19 protein-coding genes and 1 pseudogene are annotated in these 16776 nt (G+C 68.3%); 6 read left to right on the top strand and 14 right to left on the bottom strand.

Annotated features, from left to right (window positions below; genetic code table 11):
* Positions 1 to 2: 2 nt before the first annotated feature.
* Together PV646_RS35695 and PV646_RS35690 are read left to right on the top strand one after the other, a co-directional pair.
* A pseudogene (locus tag PV646_RS35695) lies at positions 3 to 809 on the top strand (TIGR04222 domain-containing membrane protein); the annotation flags it as partial.
* Between the two features lie 80 nt (positions 810 to 889).
* Entirely contained in the window at positions 890 to 2893 is a 2004-nt protein-coding gene (locus PV646_RS35690; RefSeq protein ID WP_500346720.1) for an ATP-dependent DNA helicase, read from the top strand.
* Here PV646_RS35690 and PV646_RS35685 read toward each other — a convergent pair.
* The 9 genes from PV646_RS35685 to ctaD form a co-directional block, all read right to left on the bottom strand.
* Positions 2862 to 3458, bottom strand: a complete 597-nt coding sequence (locus PV646_RS35685; protein WP_500346719.1) for a DUF8817 family protein — start codon at positions 3456 to 3458, stop codon at positions 2862 to 2864. The genes PV646_RS35690 and PV646_RS35685 overlap by 32 nt on opposite strands.
* 48 nt (positions 3459 to 3506) lie before the next feature.
* A complete protein-coding gene (locus PV646_RS35680) occupies positions 3507 to 3791 on the bottom strand; it encodes a hypothetical protein (RefSeq protein WP_500346718.1) in 285 nt (94 codons plus the stop codon).
* Entirely contained in the window at positions 3788 to 4093 is a 306-nt protein-coding gene (locus PV646_RS35675; protein WP_500346717.1) for a PadR family transcriptional regulator, read from the bottom strand. Before PV646_RS35675 ends, PV646_RS35680 begins: the two co-directional genes overlap by 4 nt.
* 32 nt (positions 4094 to 4125) lie before the next feature.
* Positions 4126 to 4323, bottom strand: coding sequence for a hypothetical protein (locus PV646_RS35670; protein ID WP_500346716.1), 198 nt, complete (start codon positions 4321 to 4323; stop codon positions 4126 to 4128).
* A gap of 137 nt (positions 4324 to 4460) precedes the next feature.
* Positions 4461 to 5033, bottom strand: a complete 573-nt coding sequence (locus tag PV646_RS35665) for a DUF8817 family protein (RefSeq protein WP_500346715.1) — start codon at positions 5031 to 5033, stop codon at positions 4461 to 4463.
* 22 nt (positions 5034 to 5055) lie between these two features.
* A complete protein-coding gene (locus tag PV646_RS35660) occupies positions 5056 to 6435 on the bottom strand; it encodes a phospholipase D-like domain-containing protein (protein ID WP_500346714.1) in 1380 nt (459 codons plus the stop codon).
* Between the two features lie 30 nt (positions 6436 to 6465).
* Complete coding sequence (locus PV646_RS35655) at positions 6466 to 7143, bottom strand: peptidyl-tRNA hydrolase (protein ID WP_500346713.1); 678 nt, start codon at positions 7141 to 7143, stop codon at positions 6466 to 6468.
* The gene (gene serB / locus PV646_RS35650) at positions 7143 to 8357 is read right to left on the bottom strand and encodes a phosphoserine phosphatase SerB (RefSeq protein ID WP_500346712.1); all 1215 of its coding nucleotides are present in this window, start codon (positions 8355 to 8357) and stop codon (positions 7143 to 7145) included. The genes PV646_RS35655 and serB overlap by 1 nt, the downstream gene beginning before the upstream one ends.
* A gap of 81 nt (positions 8358 to 8438) precedes the next feature.
* Positions 8439 to 10148 carry an aa3-type cytochrome oxidase subunit I gene (gene ctaD / locus PV646_RS35645; RefSeq protein ID WP_500347066.1) on the bottom strand — a complete coding sequence of 570 codons (1710 nt, stop codon included), beginning with the start codon at positions 10146 to 10148 and terminating at the stop codon, positions 8439 to 8441.
* Between the two features lie 214 nt (positions 10149 to 10362).
* On the opposite strand from ctaD, the gene PV646_RS35640 reads away from it, so the two are divergent.
* Both PV646_RS35640 and PV646_RS35635 read left to right on the top strand, forming a co-directional pair.
* Entirely contained in the window at positions 10363 to 10878 is a 516-nt protein-coding gene (locus PV646_RS35640; protein ID WP_500346711.1) for a DUF305 domain-containing protein, read from the top strand.
* A gap of 16 nt (positions 10879 to 10894) precedes the next feature.
* A complete protein-coding gene (locus PV646_RS35635) occupies positions 10895 to 11671 on the top strand; it encodes a phosphotransferase (RefSeq protein ID WP_500346710.1) in 777 nt (258 codons plus the stop codon).
* Here the strand turns inward: PV646_RS35635 and PV646_RS35630 are convergent.
* From PV646_RS35630 to PV646_RS35615, 4 genes are all read right to left on the bottom strand, one after another.
* Entirely contained in the window at positions 11668 to 12390 is a 723-nt protein-coding gene (locus PV646_RS35630; protein ID WP_500346709.1) for an LPXTG cell wall anchor domain-containing protein, read from the bottom strand. The genes PV646_RS35635 and PV646_RS35630 overlap by 4 nt on opposite strands.
* 193 nt (positions 12391 to 12583) lie before the next feature.
* Positions 12584 to 12769 (bottom strand): hypothetical protein, encoded by a 186-nt coding sequence (locus tag PV646_RS35625; protein WP_500346708.1) that lies wholly within the window; start codon positions 12767 to 12769, stop codon positions 12584 to 12586.
* A gap of 21 nt (positions 12770 to 12790) precedes the next feature.
* The gene (locus PV646_RS35620; protein ID WP_500346707.1) at positions 12791 to 14080 is read right to left on the bottom strand and encodes an aKG-HExxH-type peptide beta-hydroxylase; all 1290 of its coding nucleotides are present in this window, start codon (positions 14078 to 14080) and stop codon (positions 12791 to 12793) included.
* A 162-nt stretch (positions 14081 to 14242) separates the two neighbouring features.
* The gene (locus tag PV646_RS35615) at positions 14243 to 14395 is read right to left on the bottom strand and encodes a hypothetical protein (protein WP_500346706.1); all 153 of its coding nucleotides are present in this window, start codon (positions 14393 to 14395) and stop codon (positions 14243 to 14245) included.
* A gap of 157 nt (positions 14396 to 14552) precedes the next feature.
* Between PV646_RS35615 and PV646_RS35610 the strand changes: the two genes are divergently transcribed.
* Positions 14553 to 15350 (top strand): FadR/GntR family transcriptional regulator, encoded by a 798-nt coding sequence (locus tag PV646_RS35610; protein ID WP_500346705.1) that lies wholly within the window; start codon positions 14553 to 14555, stop codon positions 15348 to 15350.
* Positions 15351 to 15456: 106 nt separating this feature from the next.
* On the top strand, positions 15457 to 16587 hold the full coding sequence (locus PV646_RS35605) for a hypothetical protein (protein WP_500346704.1): 1131 nt from the start codon (positions 15457 to 15459) through the stop codon (positions 16585 to 16587).
* Positions 16588 to 16589: 2 nt separating this feature from the next.
* On the opposite strand, the gene PV646_RS35600 is transcribed toward PV646_RS35605, so the two are convergent.
* On the bottom strand, positions 16590 to 16757 hold the full coding sequence (locus PV646_RS35600; protein ID WP_500346703.1) for a hypothetical protein: 168 nt from the start codon (positions 16755 to 16757) through the stop codon (positions 16590 to 16592).
* Positions 16758 to 16776 lie beyond the last annotated feature (19 nt).

Here is a 16776-nt window from a genome sequence, read left to right as displayed (position 1 = left end):
GCCGAGAAATCCGCGTGACGACGCATACCCCCGAAGAGCTGGGCTGCCTCGCGGGCGGCCCGGCCCGCGCGGCCGAGGTCGCCTTGGCCCGCCTGATCCAGGCCGGCCTGGTCCGGGTCTCCCGCGAGGGCGTGCTGAGCGCCGTCCACATCCCCGGCCGAGGCCCCACGACCCCGCTGGAGGCGCAGATCCTGAGCGGCCTGCGCCACGGCCGCCACCTGAACGACGTCATCTACGGCGCGTTCAGCTCGCCCGAGGCGGAGGGCCTGCGCTCTCACTTGATCAACCGCCGCCTGCTGCGCCGCAGACGGTCGATGCGCCCCCGCCTGTACCCGTGGCTGTTCCTGCTGACTCCGGTGCTCTTCATCGCGGGAGTGCTGAGCGTCGTGGAACCGGAACTCCTGGCAGACTTCCTGGACTTCGCGCCACCACTGACCGAGTTCCCGTTCTGGTACTTCTTCGCGGCCGCCGCGGTGGCGGTCGTCCTGGCCTCGATCCTGCGCGCCCGCGACCCGGGCCGCCTGCGCACGAGGGCCGGCTACGTCGCGGTGAAACGGGCCCAGCGGCGGGTGGACCCGCGGGACCCGGTCGGCGCGGTCGCGGCTCGGGGGATGCGCGGGCGGGTCGGCGGGATGGCGGTCGCGGGGATGTTCGGGCTCACGGCCGTCGCGGTCGGGATGCTGCCGGGGCGGGAGACGACGAGCAGCAGCAGCTGCGGGGGTGGGTGTTCGTCCGACAGTTCCTGCTCGTCCGGGGACAGCGGCGGTGGTTGTGGCGGTGGCGGCTGCGGTGGAGGCGGCGGGGACTGAGCACCGCACGCATCCCACTTGTCGCAGACGATCCAGCGGGTCTGACGGGACTGTCGGACCTGCCGGGTACGGTCTGTCCCGTGCCTGAAGTTCCCCCCACCCTGAGCCTGCTCGAAACCGCCGTCCACGCCGTCGGCGGTGCGGAGCGTCCCGGTCAGGTGGAGATGGCCGAGGCCGTCGACCACTCGATCCGCACGGGCGAACATCTCGCGGTGCAGGCGGGCACGGGTACCGGCAAGTCGCTGGCCTACCTGGTGCCGTCCATCCGGCACGCGGTGGCCGAGGACGAGACGGTGGTGGTCTCGACGGCCACCATCGCGTTGCAGCGGCAGTTGGTGGACCGGGACCTGCCGCGGCTGTCGAAGGCCCTCAAGAAGGAGCTGGGCCGGGAGCCCACGTACGCGATCCTCAAGGGGCGCAGGAACTACCTGTGCATGCACCGCGTGCACAACGGGGCGCCGGACGAGCCCGAGGAGGACGCGCTGTTCGACCCGTTCGCGGTGTCGAAGCTCGGGCGCGAGGTGAAGCGGCTGCACGAGTGGTCCTCGGACACCGAGACCGGTGACCGCGACGAGCTGGTGCCCGGTGTCAGCGAGCAGGCGTGGCGGCAGGTCAGCGTCACGGCCCGGGAGTGTCTGGGCGTGTCCAAGTGCCCGATCGGGTCCGACTGCTTCGCGGAACGGGCCCGGGCCGAGGCCGGCAAGGCCGATGTGGTCGTCACGAACCACGCGATGCTCGCCATCGACGCGTTGGAGGGCTACCAGGTCCTGCCCGACCACGACGTGGTGGTGATCGACGAGGCGCACGACCTGGTCGACCGCATCACGTCCGTGGCGACGGAGGAGCTGAGCGGGGCGAGCGTCGGCATGGCCGCGCGCCGATGCGGGCGGTTGATCGACCAGGACATCGCGGACCGGCTGGCCGAGGCCAGTGACGGGTTGGCGATGATCCTCGAGGACATGCCGTCGGGTCGCCTCGACGCGCTGCCGAGGGCTCTCGCGGGAGCGTTGGCGGCCACGCGCGACGCGGCGCACAACTGCATGTCGGCCATGGGGCCGGAACGCAAGGAAGACCCGGAGGGGGCGACGGCGCGCAAGCTCGCGCTGGCCCTCCTCGAAGAGGTGCACGACTGCGCGGTGCGGGTGCTGGAGGCGTTCGACGAGGAACACGACGTCGTCTGGGTGTCCGGTGACTTCAACCAGAAGGCGCCGTCCATCAGGGTCGCGCCGCTCGGTGTCGGCGGGCTGCTCCGGGAGCGGCTCTTCGCCAAGCGCACCACCGTGCTGACGTCGGCGACGCTGACGTTGGGCGGTGCCTTCGACACGATGGCGCGTCAGTGGGGGCTGCCGCCGTCGGAGAAGGTCCGCAAGATCGAGGGCGCGGCGACCGAGAAGGACATCGACGGTCCCAAGTGGAGCGGTCTCGACGTCGGGTCGCCGTTCCAGCACGGCACGAGCGGAATCCTCTACGTGGCAAGGCATCTGCCACAGCCGGGGCGCGACGGGCTGCCGCAGGAGTACCTCGACGAGATCGAGGGCCTGGTGAACGCGGCAGGCGGGCGCGCGCTCGGCCTGTTCTCCTCGACGCGCGCCGCCAAGCAGGCCACCGAGGCGCTCAGGGACAAGCTCGAGCACCCGATCCTGTGCCAGGGCGACGACGCGACGGGCCTGCTGATCAAGAAGTTCTCCGAGGACGAGCGCACGTGCCTGTTCGGCACGCTGTCGCTCTGGCAGGGCGTCGACGTGCCGGGCCCGAGCCTCCAGCTCGTGATCATGGACCGGATCCCGTTCCCGCGCCCGGACGACCCGCTGGCCTCCGCCCGCCAGAAGGCGGTGAGCTCACGCGGCGGCAACGGCTTCCTGACCGTCGCCGCCACGCACGCCGCCCTGCTGATGGCCCAGGGCGCGGGCCGGTTGCTGCGCTCGATGTCGGACAAGGGCGTGGTCGCCGTCCTCGACCCGCGCCTCGCCACGGCCCGCTACGGAGGCTTCCTGCGGGCCTCACTCCCCCCGTTCTGGACGACCTACGACCCCGAGGTGGTCAGGGCCGCCCTCACGCGGTTGGACGCGGCTCAGACGAAGTGATCCGCTCGATCAGTTCGTCGCGGTAGGCCTGGGCATCCGGCAGTTCCGGTTCGGAACCGTCGGCGTGCTTCAACGCGCCTTCGAGGATCTTCAAGGCCTGCCGCTCGTTCCCGCGCGCGTCGGCCTGCCGTGCCGCGTCCTCCATGGCCTTCGCGAGCTTGGTCTTCGCTTCGGGTTCCTGAACGCCCTTGCTGAACCGGACCCAGTTGCCACCCGGATCCACCACGACGAACCCGGTGTAGCGGTCGTTGCGCAGCCGCGGCCGGGTCATCCGCGGAATGCCGGAGATCAGCACCTTCCCGTGAACCTCGCGCATCCCCGCCGCGAACGCCTCGTACACCGGCCCGGTGTCCTCGACGATGACCACGCACGTGCTGTGCGACTCCTCGGGAACGTGCCCCGGCATCCCGTAGAAGTGCAGGTTGATGTCTTCACGCTTCATAGCGACGTACGGGTTCGGCTTCATCTGCCGGTACGTACGAACAAAGCCGAGCATCTCGTAGAAGGCCGCCATCTCGTCGATGTCGACACACGGCAAGAGCGGGATTGTCAGTTCGTTTGCCACCGCCCGAAGCTAAGCCCGGACCAGCCAAAACGACACGGAGCTATTTGCTCAAGCGAATAGCAGCACGATCCCGCCCAGCAGCATCAACGCCGACACGACAGCGATGGCCAGCACCCTCCCGCGCGACGTCCCGGCGTGCTTCAACGCAATCCCCAACGGACCGACCACGACAGCTCCCTTCGAAGGCATGACAACGGCAGCCCGCACGACCCCGAACGCCACCGACAACGGCGACATGCCGAGTTCGCGCGCGCCAACAACATCTGCTTCCCACTGCTCGCGATAGCGCTCATCAGGCGCCACCATGCGCACCAACAACAACGCCGCTCTCACGTCGCCGTCCGAGGCACAAACCGAGGCGACGGAGCGGCCCGCGCGACGACCTTGCGCGCCTCCGAGGCTCCCTCGGCGGTCAGCCGGTACATCCGCCGGCGCGGCCCACGCCGTTCCGCGTCGTCCTCCCAGGCCGAGGTGACCCACCCGGCGCGTTCGAGCCGGTCCAGCAACGGGTAGACGCTGCCCGACGGCCTGCCGGTGAGCTTGATGATCTCCAGGCCCCAGCGCGGCTCGTCCGCCCCGAGCAGGACGGTGAGCACGTCGACGGTGGCCTTGCCGATGCGTTGCAGTGGCTCCACGCCACTAAGACTACCTATGTAGATTAAGACGTTCAAGGAGTTCGCTCGGAGTCGTTCGGACCTTCGAGCTCCGCGATGCGTTTCTTGGCAGCCTCGAGTTCCGACTCCCGCTCTTTCTCCTTGCGACGATGTTCACGAACACGCAGGTCGCGCTTCTGCAGGAAGTAGACGGCGAAGGTCGCCAGGATGCCGAGACAGCCCAGAAGGATTCCAAGCACTGCAAGAAACATGGCTGCCGCCTCCGATGTGACTCTTGACGCCCGAAACCGCGATCATCAAGCACGGCTCGAGCAATGCCCCATCGTCCTGCTGTAATACAGAGTCCAGCTCGCGTCTGCGTCGAGCCTGAACACAACACCTCGTCGAATCAGCCGTGCAAGCCAAGCCGTTCAAGCAGCTCTTCGCGGAACTCCAGCGCCGAGGCCCGCTCCTCCTCCGAAGCGTGGACCTCCCGCACCAGCGCCCCTTCGAGGATCTTCAACGCCTGCCGCTCCGCCCCGTGCGACCCAGCGAGCGTCACCGCGTTGGTCAACGCCCGCGACAACCCGTTCCGCACGGTCTCGCGCTCGCGCACCGCCGGCACGACCCTGATCCAGTTGCCGCCGGGGTCGACGAACAGGAACCCGTCCCGCCGGGGCCGCGTCATCCGCGGGATCCCCGTGATCAGCACCTGCCCGTAGACCTCGCGCATCCCGGCGGCGAACGCCTCGTACAGCTCACGCGGGTCCTCGGCCTGGATCAGGCACGAGCTGTACGACTCCGCGGGCTCGTAACCGGGAATGCCGAAGAAGTGCAGGTTGATCTCCGAACGGCGCACCGACAGGTACGCGGTCGGCCGATGCTGCCGGTACGTGACCGTGAACCCGAGCATCACGTAGAACTCGGCCACCTCGTCGATGGAGGCGCACGGCAGCAGCGGGATCGTCACCTCGTTGGCCACGCCGCCAAACTAGCGCCGCAGGTCAGCCGTCGACCAGCAATCCACGTAACGGTCCTTGCAATCTTCCGGCACGACGGGACACACCGGGCAACGACGTCACACGCCCGGATCCCTTCAGTTCGGACCGCCACACGGTGTCGACGACCTCGTGCGCGGGACCGGAGGCATCGGCCCCCAGGTGTTCGGTCCACAACCTCAGCCGCGTCGCGCGCACCACCTCGCGGTCGTCCGTCACGACGTTGACCTCGGTGTCGTTGAACAGCGAGTGCTCGTTCAGGTTCGCCGACCCGATCGACATCCACTCGTCGTCCACAATGGCCAGCTTCGCGTGGATGTAGACCGGCGCATCACCATGCGAGACAAGCGTTGCGGCGACGAGCCGCTCACCGGAGTCGGCGTCGAGCAACCGGCCGAGCTGGCCGCGGGTGGTGTCGGCGCCGTTGCTCGGTTTCTGCGGCAGCAGCAACACCATCCGGAACTCGTCACACGGCGGGTTGCTCAGCTTCTCCAGCAGCACCTCGGTGATCTCCGGCGACCAGAGGAACTGGTTCTCCACGTAGATCAACGACTCCGCCGCGCGCAACGCCCGCAGGTACGAGTCGAGCAGGCTGAAGTCGCCGTGCGGGGCGAACGAGTAGGTCTTCTCCGGGATCGTCCGCACCATCTGCACCGACGACGACCCGGCCTCGGGCGGCACCTCGGGAGCGGGCAGGGTCTCCCCCGCGATCTCGAGCCACCGCGCCGCGAAGTGCGAGGCCACCTCCGCCACGACAGGGCCTTCGACCTTGGCGATGTGGTCGTGCCAGCCGAGGTCGCGCGGCGGGTGTTCCGGCGAGTCGTGGCGGTCGCCCTCCACGGCGGTCATGTCGAGGCCGCCGACGAACGCCACGTCGTCGACGATCACGATCTTCTCGTGGTGGCAGTGCAGCGTCCGCTCCCGCGCGTCCAGCTCGCAGCGGACGGCGCCGCACTCCCAGAAAGCCTTCTGTGCGGCCAAAGCACGCTTGCGCGTCGGCTCGAACATGGGGAACGGCGGCCCGGCCCAGAGCAGCACGCGCACCGGAACCCGTTCCGCCGCAGCGGAAAGCAGCTCGCGCAACTGCGGAGCACCCGGCTCGCGCGTCAGCCGGAAGTCCGGCGAGGCGTGCCAGTTCGCGATGTGCACGTACTTCTGCGCGTTCTCGATCGCCTGCGCGATGACGGGGAACGCGTTGGCTCCGTCGACCAGAATCTCGATCTTGCACCCGTGCTGCACCGGCCGGCGCGGGGTGAACCACCCGGCGCCGTCACCGGCGAGCACCTCGCCCCACCCCAGCCGCGTCAACCGCCGCGTGTGGTGGGAGCACAGCATGTTCTCCAGCCCGTCTCCGAGCCGGGCGTCAAGAACGTCGAGGAAGCCCACGAGACGCGGATTTACCCGTTTCGCGCACTTCTAAACAGCGAGCACCGTCGTCGTACCCGGCTCGACCTCCGTGAAGCCCGCGTCCCGCACCGCCACGACGTCGCCGCGGTGGATCAGCGAGTCCCACTCCGCCACCGACGGCGTCCGCACGGCGCACCGGTAGTCGATCTCCGCCCACGCCTTCAGCTCGACCGCCGACAGGTGTGGCGCCAGCAGCATCGACGCGTGCCCGACCTGTGCCGCGAGCTTGCCGGCCGACATCTCGACGCGCGGGTTCACGTACAGCAGCCGGGCGCCCTCGGGAACGGCGCCGGGCTCGTCCACCGGCAGGTCGGACCCGGAGATCTGCAGCTTCGCGACCTCCCGAGGCGTCTCGGACACCAGCACGGGCAGCAGCGAACGGACCGAGGCGCCGTCCACGGTGATCGTCACCCCGGGCAACTCCTGGACGGCCTCCCACTGCACACCACGGGCCCGCCGCGACACCTTGCGGATCCGTCCGGCCACCCACGACCGCACGGCCTCGTGCCACTCGCCGTCGACGTCGGCACGCGGGTCGAGGCACACCGCGACCGCCGAAGCGGCCGCGGCCTCCAGCAACGCCGTCCGCGACGGCGGGTCGACGCGTTCGATGCGCAGCACCATCGGCATCGCGCGCACCTCGGACTCCTCGGCGTAGTTCCGGGAGGCGATCAGGTCGAGGATCATCACAGGCGGGTCAGCTCCAGGCCGTCCGCCGCGTCGGCGGCCTCCACCTCGGCCCGCGTCACACCGAGGATGAACAGCACCGCGTCCAGGAACGGGTGCGACAGCGCGGTGTCGGCCACCTCGCGCAGCGCGGGCTTGGCGTTGAACGCGATGCCCAGTCCGGCCGCGTTCAGCATGTCGATGTCGTTCGCGCCGTCACCGACCGCGACGCACTGGGCCAGCGACACGCCGACCTCCTCGGCGAACCGGCGCAGCGCCACGGCCTTGCCCGGCCGGTCGACGATCTCGCCGATCACCTGGCCGGTCAGCTTGCCGTCCACGACCTCCAGCGTGTTCGCCGCGCAGAAGTCCAGCTGCAGCTCGTCCGCGAGGCCCGTGATCACCGACGTGAACCCACCGGACACCACACCGCAGAAGAAGCCGAGGCGCTTGAGCGTGCGGATCGTCGTGCGCGCACCGGCCGTGAGCTCGAGCGATGCCCCGACCTCCGCCAGCACCTTCTCGTCGAGGCCCTCCAGCAACGCCACCCGGCGCCGCAGCGACTCGGCGAAGTCGAGCTCACCGCGCATCGCGGCCTCGGTGATCTCGCGCACCTGCTCCTCGCACCCGACGTGCGCGGCCAGCATCTCGATCACCTCGCCCTGGATCAGCGTGGAGTCGACGTCGAACACCACCAGGCGCTTGGCCCGGCGGGTCAGCCCGGCCCGTTCGACCGCGATGTCGAGGCCCACGCGCACCGACACGTCCGCGAGCGCCGACCGCAGCGCCGCGTCGGCCTCCATCGTGTCGTCCGCGACGGAAACCCGCAGCTCGAGGCCCGTGACGGGGTAGTCGGCGACACCGCGGATCGCGTCGATGTTCACGCCGAGCGACGCCAGCCGGCGCGCGACCTCGGTGAACGCCTTCGCGGTGACCGGACGGCCGAGCACGATCAGGACGTGCGACGACTCCAGGCGCGCGGTCCGCTTCGAGTCGGCGCCGATCTCGATCTCGACGTGCATCGAGACGGTGGCCATGGCCTGCTCGACCGACTCCTGCAGACCCTCGGGGTCGTGGTCGGTCGAGACCAGCGCGCCGAGCACCAGACGGCCCCGGATCACGACCTGCTCGACGTCGAGCACCTCGACGCCGTGCCTGGTCAGCACGGCGAACAGCACCGAGGAGACACCGGGCTTGTCGGGGCCGGTCACGGTGATGAGCACGGGCGTTTTCACGTCGTCGTCTCCTCGTCAGACGCGAAGAGCCCCGGCCGCGCGAAGCAGCCGGGGCTCATCGTTGAACCTGTGAAGAGCAGGTTACTTGTCGTGCTCCGGCTCTTCCTTCTCGGACGCCGTACCCGACTTGATGGCCGCTGCAGCGAGCTCCGAAGGAGCGGGCTTGGCGTCCTTGTGCGCGATCGTCTTGCCGGTGAAGGACACGTGGCCCTCGTTCCGGATCCGCTCGATCATGTGCGGGTAGTGCAGCTCGAACGCCGGGCGCTCCGAACGGATCCGGGGCAGCTCGGTGAAGTTGTGGCGCGGCGGCGGGGACGAGGTCGCCCACTCGAGCGAGTTGCCGTAGCCCCACGGGTCGTCCACCGTCACGACCTCACCGAAGCGGTAGCTCCGGAAGACGTTCCAGATGAACGGCAGCGTCGACGCGCCCAGGATGTAGGCGCCGATCGTGGAGATCATGTTGAGCGTCGTGAAGCCGTCGGACGCCAGGTAGTCGGCGTACCGGCGCGGCATGCCCTCGTTGCCCAGCCAGTGCTGGACGAGGAACGTCGCGTGGAAGCCGAGGAACGTCGTCCAGAAGTGCAGCTTGCCGAGCGGCTCGTCCATGAACCGGCCCGTGATCTTCGGGAACCAGAAGTAGATACCCGCGAAGGTCGCGAACACGATCGTGCCGTAGAGCACGTAGTGGAAGTGAGCGACGACGAAGTACGTGTCGGACACGTGGAAGTCGATCGCCGGCGCGGCCAGCAGGATGCCGGACAGACCACCGAAGAGGAACGTCACGATGAAGCCGATGCTGAACAGCATGGGCGTCTCGAACGTCAGCTGGCCCTTCCACATCGTGCCGATCCAGTTGAAGAACTTCACACCGGTCGGGACCGCGATGAGGAACGTCATGAAGGCGAAGAACGGCAGCAGCACGGCGCCGGTCGCGTACATGTGGTGCGCCCACACGGCGACGGACAGGGCCGCGATGCCGAGCGTCGCGTAGACCAGGCCGTTGTAACCGAAGATCGGCTTGCGGCTGAACACCGGGAAGATCTCCGACACGATGCCGAAGAACGGCAAGGCGACGATGTAGACCTCCGGGTGACCGAAGAACCAGAAGAGGTGTTGCCACAGGATCACGCCGCCGTTGGCGGGGTCGAACACGTGGGCGCCGAGATGCCGGTCCGCCAGCAGGCCCAGCAGGGCCGCGGTCAGGATCGGGAACGCGAGCAGCACCAGCACCGACGTCACCAGGATGTTCCAGGTGAAGATCGGCATCCGGAACATCGTCATGCCGGGCGCGCGCAGGCAGACCACGGTGGTGATCATGTTCACCGCGCCGAGGATGGTGCCGAGACCACCGACCACCAGGCCGGAGATCCACAGGTCGGCGCCGACGCCGGGCGAGTGGATGGCGTTGCTCAGCGGCGTGTACGCGAACCAGCCGAAGTCAGCCGCACCACCGGGGGTGATGAAGCCCGCCATCACGATCAAGCCACCGAAGAGGTAGAGCCAGTACGAGAAGGCGTTCAGCCGCGGGAACGCGACGTCGGGCGAGCCGATCTGGAGCGGGAGCACGAAGTTCGCGAAGCCGAACACGATCGGCGTCGCGTACAGCAGCAGCATCACGGTGCCGTGCATCGTGAAGAGCTGGTTGAACTGTTCCTGCGAGAGGAACTGCATGCCGGGCCGGGCCAGCTCGGTCCGCATCAGCATGGCCATCGCGCCGCCGACCATGAAGAAGGCGAACGACGTGACCAGGTACATGATGCCGATTTGCTTGTGGTCCGTGGTGCGGAACATCCGCAGCAGGAAGGACCCCTTGACCGCAGTGCGCGTCGGATAAGGACGCGTTGCGATCGGCTGCGGGGCTACGGCCGTCACGGTACCTCCAGGCCTTGGTGGGACCAGTAGTTCGGGAAACTCCCCGGATATTAGACGGAGCCGATCAGCTCCATTCGGGTGGGCCATGGCCGGTGGCCAGCGGCGTAGCGCACGTCACACGTATCCTGCCGCCGTGCTCCGATTGCTCGCCGTCGCTTCTGTCCTGTTGCTGGCCGCCTGCGGCTCTCCCGCCACGCACAACTCCGCGGACGTCGCGTTCGCCCAGGGGATGGTGCCGCACCACGAGCAGGCGCTGGAGATGTCCGGCCTGGTCGCGTCCCGCACCGAGAACCCGCACGTGGTCGACCTGGCCAAGCGCATCGCGGACGCGCAGAAGCCCGAGATCGACCGCATGAACGGCTGGCTCCGCACGTGGAACGCGCCGGTCCAGGCGTCGTCGCACACCTCGCACGGCCACTCCGAGTCGCACGGCATGGTCGAACTGGGCAACCTCGCCGACCTGGACGGCACCGACTTCGACCGCCAGTGGCTGTCGCTGATGATCCAGCACCACCGGGGCGCCGTGGAGATGGCGCAGAAGCACCTCGGGGCCGGCACCGACCCGGAGACCCGCAAGCTCGCCCAGGACGTCGTCAGCCACCAGGAGAAGGAGATCGCGGAAATGGAGTCGCTCCTCCCTCAGGGCTGATGCCAGCCTTCTGCCCGTGAACGCTCTCGCAGCTGCGGTCTCGTTGGCAGCCTCACACGGCGTCGTGTGCTCCGACCCTCTCGTGCTCAAGCACGGCAGCAACGTCCTCGTGCACCTGCGCCCGGCCCCGGTCGTGGCCCGCATCGCCGCACGCACGGCCCTGGTCCGCCCCCGCGTCTCGGACCACTTCGCCCGTGACCTGTCGGTGTCGTCGTTCCTGGCTTCGCGAGGCGTACCGGTCGTGCCACCGTCTGCCGAGTTGCCCGCGGGACCTCACACGTTCGAGGGGTTCGTGATCTCGTTCAGCACGTACGTCCCGCACGAGCCCGGCGCTCGGCTGCCTCACCACGACGTGCTCGAGCTCCTGCCCGGCCTGCACGCCGAACTGAGGCTGTACGAGGGCGCGTTGCCCACGCGCGGCCCTCTGGACGACGTCGACAACGTGCTGACCCACCTCGACGGCTTGGGCGTGCCGGACCTGGACAGGTTCCGCGACCTCCGCGACGAACTGCTGGCCGACTGGGACGCGCACTACAACGACGTCCAGCCGCTGCACGGCGACTCACACCCCGGCAACCTGCTGATCACACCCTCGGGCCCGGTCTGGAACGACTTCGAGGACGCCTGGCGTGGCCCGGTCGCCTGGGACCTGGCCTGCCTGGGAAACGACGAAGCCGCCCAGCGCACCGTAGAGATCTACGGCGGCGGGGCGGCTCCATCGGACGTGGAGTTCCACGTGCGGACACGAACCATGTTCGGCACGCTCTGGGGCGTGCTCATGGAGTGGTCTTAGACGCGACGCCTGCGCATCACGAGCACCAGGGCGGCACCGGCGGCCACGAGAGCGGCGCCGAGCCCGAGCATCCACGCGGACCCGAACCCGGTCGCGGCCAGCCCACCCTCGTTCGCGACAGGAACGATCGCGGGGGTGGTGGTCGTGGTGGTCGGCGCGACCTCGGACGAGCTCGACGGGCTGGTCGTGGTCGTGCTGGAGGGCGTCGACGAGTGCGTCACGGTCGACGGGGACGTCGTGGTCGTGGTCGTCGTGGTGGTGGTGGTGGTGGTGGGCGTCTCGTCCTTGACACCACAACCGAACCAGTGGCTGATCTGCGGGATCTGTCCACCGTTGTTGAACGGCGACCGCAGGTCCTCCCACGGCAGCGCCGCACCGAGCTTGTCGGCGAGGTAGACGTTGAACTTGTCACCGCCCTTCACCAGGATGCCCGTGATCTTGATGCCGGCGGGCACAGCCGTGATGTCGAGGTACTGCTCGTTGTCGCCACCCGTGTAGGTGAACAGGTTGGGGTGGACCGTCGAGCCGGTGAGTCCGCCGACCGTGCAGGCCTCGGGGTGGTTGATGTCGACGTTCTTGAGGAACGGCGTCGCACGGGGGTCGTCCGTGGTCGGCACCTCGGGCTGCGCGAGTGCCGTGGTCGCGAGGACCATCGTGGCCACAGCGGCCATGGCGGCCGAAGCGAGCAGGCCGGCTCTTCTCAGGGGCGTCAAACGCATCGGGTTACTCCGTGAGGGTTGGCGGATGCGGCGATCTAAGACGATCGACGTCGCCCGAACGGCGTAGATGACGATCAACTTCACCCTTGTGGCCGATTCGTTATTCCTCTGTGAAGTCGTATCCCCAAACGACCGAACGCCGGACGGGGCCGGCGAAGCACCCGCGTCCGACGTTCGAAGATCACTGCGAAGATCAGCTCTGCTGGCCCTCAACGGGCTTCACGTAGACCGTTCCCCCGGTCGGCATGCGCCGGAACCACTGAACGGGGGCGACCGGCTGACCGGTCACCGGGCCCACCCCTGACGCGGGGTGGACGACAGGCATGCCGGAGTGCTGCGGGAACTGCGGCAGGCGCGAAGGCTGGTTCGGGGAGGTCATTGTTCCTTCTCGGGAGGCGTTTTAATGTGCTTCGGGCGACCCGACGATCGAAGAGCTCAGCAGTGACCCGAGTGCCGTTCTCAGCCGCACCGCCGCGACGGCGGAGTCGACCTGCCATTCCTCGGTTGCCCGGGTGAGCAACCACCCGAACGTTTTCTTCGCTCTATCGGTACGCCATTGGTCAAGAGTCCAGCTCGCATCTTCATCGAGCCAGAACACCTGGGGCGGTTGCACCGCCCTGCCCACCACCACTCGGCCAGAGACAGCGCGCTTGAGACGCACGTCCGGGAGCAGGCAAAAGTGGAGGTCATCTGCGATCTCAGGGGATAGTGTGACACCGTCCACTTCGGACCGCGCACCACCCTCGCCACTGAGCTCAACCGTGTCGCCCGTCAGGGCGCGAAGGAGCCATCGCGCGTCCACGCAAAGGTCGTCCTCATGAGCGAGCAACCACGCGCCGATCTCACCGGCGCGGTCGCCTGCTTTCGCGAGCAATGAATCCGGACCGAGTTGTTCGGCGCCAATTGACGCGTTGAACTGCGCCAGGCAGCTGTAGGCGTGCCAAGCCGCGAAGGTCTGTTCCAGTGGCCATCGTACGTGCGACCACGAAGTCTCGAAATAATCCGCGTCCTCGGCACGCGCGTCAAGAAATTCTTTTGCGATCGCCAGGTCGAAGAACTTTTCGTGCGCCCCTTCGTGAACCAGCGCCTCCGCGACCTCCATCGGGAGCAGCGGTTCGTCGATGAGCACGATTCCGGGGACGTACCTCGACGACGCGGACACCAGGCCGCCCGAGGTCTCCCGCTTGAGCACCGCGAGCATCGAGACGTGCGCGAGCAGGTCCTCCGCCATGTCCGGCGCGAACTTCCACAGCAGCCGGACCCCCTCTTCCACGATCCCCAGGGCGGTCTCGAACCGGTCGCCATCGGCTTCGGTCAGCGGCTCGGGACGCGTGCCGGAGGGCGCGACGATGCGGAGCGGGGCCTCGAGCAGATCGGCCGCCGCCGGATCCGCGGCAACGGACACGCCGGCGTCGCGAACGCGCATCGACGCGGCCCGAGTCACGAACTCGGGGTCCACCTCACCTTGTCCGGCGAGGGCCTTGCCGATCTCGAATCGGACGATCGGGTGATCCGCGAGGTTGTCGGACAACTCGGTTCCGGGCGCGAACATCTCGGCCGCGAGGCGGTACAGGGTGCGTCTCTCGTCCAGCAGAGCGGGCGCAGGAACCAGCGCCGCATGCACCGCATGCGTGCTCACGGTGGGCGAACCCATCACCGACGACCCCGTAACCACGTCCCCCGACGCCATGGAGTCAAGGGCACCTCCACGTCGGCGGCGCCCGGAATCCGCGCAACTTTAGAGCACACCGCGACCCGAACAACACATAGGAGACCCCTACAAAATGGTGGTGCCCCGGACACGTCCTGTGGAAGACGTGGCCGGGGCACGATTCTCAGGTTGATCTGTTCATCAGCCGAACATGATGCTGGTGACGTTCACGAAGCCGACGACGGCAAGCGCGACGATCGAGACGGCGACCATCGTGAGCACGGTGCGCCATCCGATCGCGGTGACGGCGACTGCGACGGCGGCGGCGATTCCGAGTGCACTCCCTGCGGACATCTCGTTCCCTCCCGACTAGGCGAGTACGGGTCCCAGGTGTGGGCGGTCCTGGGGGCCTCGCCTGTCGTAATCGTCCCGCTCCTGTAGGTTGTCTGTCAACCGTCGACTGGTTGCCAGACAAGTTGCAACCAGGAGGCAACAGGCCTAAGCTGGACCAATGCCCGCCGACGACGTCCATTCCGGTGAGAGCTGGTCGCTCTCGCCTGATTCGCGACGGCCCCTTCCGGAGCTGATCGAGCAGAAGCTCCGCGATCAGATCATCGGCGGCACGCTCAAGGCCGGTGATCGCCTCCCCACCGAGCCGGTGCTGGCCGACAAGATGGAGGTCGCCCGGTCCTCGCTGCGCACCGCGCTGCAGAGGCTGCAGCTGCAGGGCATCGTCGAGGTCCGCCGGGGCCTGGGCTGGTACGTCCGCCGCACCGACCTCGCCGCCGTCGAGGAGCACCTCGAGGGCCGGCTCGCCGCGCGACAGTTCTCCCACACCGACCTGCTGGAAGTGCGGATCGCCCTGGAGACCACCGCCGCGTCGCTGGCCGCTGTGCGCGCGGGCGACGGTGAACTGGACGAACTCGCGAAGCTGAACCGCCGCTACCAGCGCGCGCCGGTGGACGACATGCAGGAGGTGATCGAGTCGGACGAGGAGTTCCACTCGGCGCTGATCCGCGCGTCCCACAACGAACTGCTGGAGCAGATGTACCAGGCGCTCGTGCCCGGTTTGCAGGACTGCAAGAGGCAGGCGCACCCGTCCCGCGAGATCCACAACCGCTCCGCGAACGAGCACGAGCAGGTCATCTGGTTCCTCAAGCGGCACGACGAGGTGGGCGCGAAGAGCGCGATGACCACCCATCTGCTCGGGCTGTACAACGACGTGGCGGGTGACGACACGCAGCCGCGTGCGTCCCTCAGCACCTACGTCGGGGTGTCGGACAACCCGATCTGGGACAAGTCGCGCTGAGGCGTTGCTGGTACGACAAGGACCGAAAGGGTCTGGCGCTGATCGCCCTCCACTCCCACCATGTATGGACGACCGGGTGGAGTGAGGGGGCGGCGACCAGGTGGTGGTGGCGCGCAAGCACAGGCAGGTTCTGGCCGTCGCGTTCCTCCTGCTGCTCGTCGCGGCCGCCGACCTGACCGCGGTGCTGCTGTGGCAACCCACGTCCCGAAGCCTGTTGCACGACGTGCTGGTGGTGCTCTGGCCACTGCCGGCACTGGCGGGTTTCCTGCTGGGCACCTACGAGCTGTTCCTGCACCAGCGACTCGTGAACGAGATGGGCCGCATCTCGGGCCCCGGCATCGTCGAGCACCTGCTGCCGAGCGAGGTGCTCAGGACGTTCCTGTCGAGGATCTACGGCACCGGCCAGCAGAACGACGACGTGGTGTCCGGCGTGCTCGGCGGCAGCGGCATGCGCCCCAAGGGCGACGACCTGACGATCAGCACCCGCACCACGGTCCGCCTGGAGTTGCAGGGCGTCGACACCCTGACCTACCACCTGACCACGACCCAGACGCACCAGTTCCGGCACAGCGTCCCGGTAGACCGGTTCGTCATCTTCGCCACCAGCAACGCCACCCTGCGCGACACGATCAGCGCGGCCTGCCGCTTCCCGCTGTTCGAGCTCTACTTCATGCCGGACGCGTCGCTGTTCCTCGACTCGGTCGACGACATCCGCGACTCCACCAAGATCACCATCGACTACCTCGACCACGACGGCCAGAGCCGCTCCGCGGAACCGAGCCAGATCCCGCCGATCGAGGTCAGGTTCGACCGCTGGTCGAACTACCTGACGTTCTTCCGCGAGGCGATGGCCCCGCTGCCCAAGCTGAGCCCGGTCGACCACATGAGCGACCTGCGCATCCTGGAGTGCGATCTCAGCGGCATCGCCGACGACCACGTGGTGCGCGCGATCCTCGGCCTGACCGTGTCGTCACGTTCCCTGCAGCGCACCAACGACGGCTTCGCGTACTGGCAGTCGCCGTACCCGTCCTACGTGGACACGATCAGCTTCGACGCCACGGAGCTCGCGGTCGACCACTCCCCCGGTCACGAGTTCCGCATCATGCCGTTCACGTTCCGGTCGGGTACGGAGGCGGCGCAGTGGTTGCGCGCGGATCAGCTCGGGGACCTGGACGTGCGGTCGTGGATGCTGCCGGGGCACGGGGTCGCGTTGTTGTGGCGGGAAGCGCGCCGCTGATCTCAGTCGGCCGGCCGCACGTAGACCGTGCCACCACCGGTGGGCATGCGCACGAACCAGTCGACACCCCTCGCCGGCTTGCCCGACTTCGCGGGCTCGAGCGGCCAGCAGGAGCGCCCGGTGTCCTTCGGGACGGGAACCGGAACGGGTTTCAGCGGATCGGTGGCCATCGTGGTCTCCCCTCGACTG

Source organism: Streptomyces sp. ID05-26A (genome assembly GCF_033794685.1).
In the GTDB taxonomy this organism is placed as follows: domain Bacteria; phylum Actinomycetota; class Actinomycetes; order Mycobacteriales; family Pseudonocardiaceae; genus Lentzea.
This window is presented reverse-complemented; position numbering and strand designations above follow the sequence as displayed.

Bases quoted from the DNA above. Each gene is read 5' to 3' on its own strand.
- PV646_RS35670 (WP_500346716.1), bottom strand. From the start codon at position 4,323: ATGTTTCTTGCAGTGCTTGGAATCCTTCTGGGCTGTCTCGGCATCCTG.
- PV646_RS35655 (WP_500346713.1), bottom strand. From the start codon at position 7,143: ATGATCCTCGACCTGATCGCCTCCCGGAACTACGCCGAGGAGTCCGAG.
- ctaD (WP_500347066.1), bottom strand. From the start codon at position 10,148: ATGTTCCGCACCACGGACCACAAGCAAATCGGCATCATGTACCTGGTC.
- PV646_RS35630 (WP_500346709.1), bottom strand. From the start codon at position 12,390: ATGCGTTTGACGCCCCTGAGAAGAGCCGGCCTGCTCGCTTCGGCCGCC.
- PV646_RS35625 (WP_500346708.1), bottom strand. From the start codon at position 12,769: ATGACCTCCCCGAACCAGCCTTCGCGCCTGCCGCAGTTCCCGCAGCAC.
- PV646_RS35620 (WP_500346707.1), bottom strand. From the start codon at position 14,080: ATGGCGTCGGGGGACGTGGTTACGGGGTCGTCGGTGATGGGTTCGCCC.
- PV646_RS35615 (WP_500346706.1), bottom strand. From the start codon at position 14,395: ATGTCCGCAGGGAGTGCACTCGGAATCGCCGCCGCCGTCGCAGTCGCC.
- PV646_RS35610 (WP_500346705.1), top strand. From the start codon at position 14,553: ATGCCCGCCGACGACGTCCATTCCGGTGAGAGCTGGTCGCTCTCGCCT.
- PV646_RS35600 (WP_500346703.1), bottom strand. From the start codon at position 16,757: ATGGCCACCGATCCGCTGAAACCCGTTCCGGTTCCCGTCCCGAAGGAC.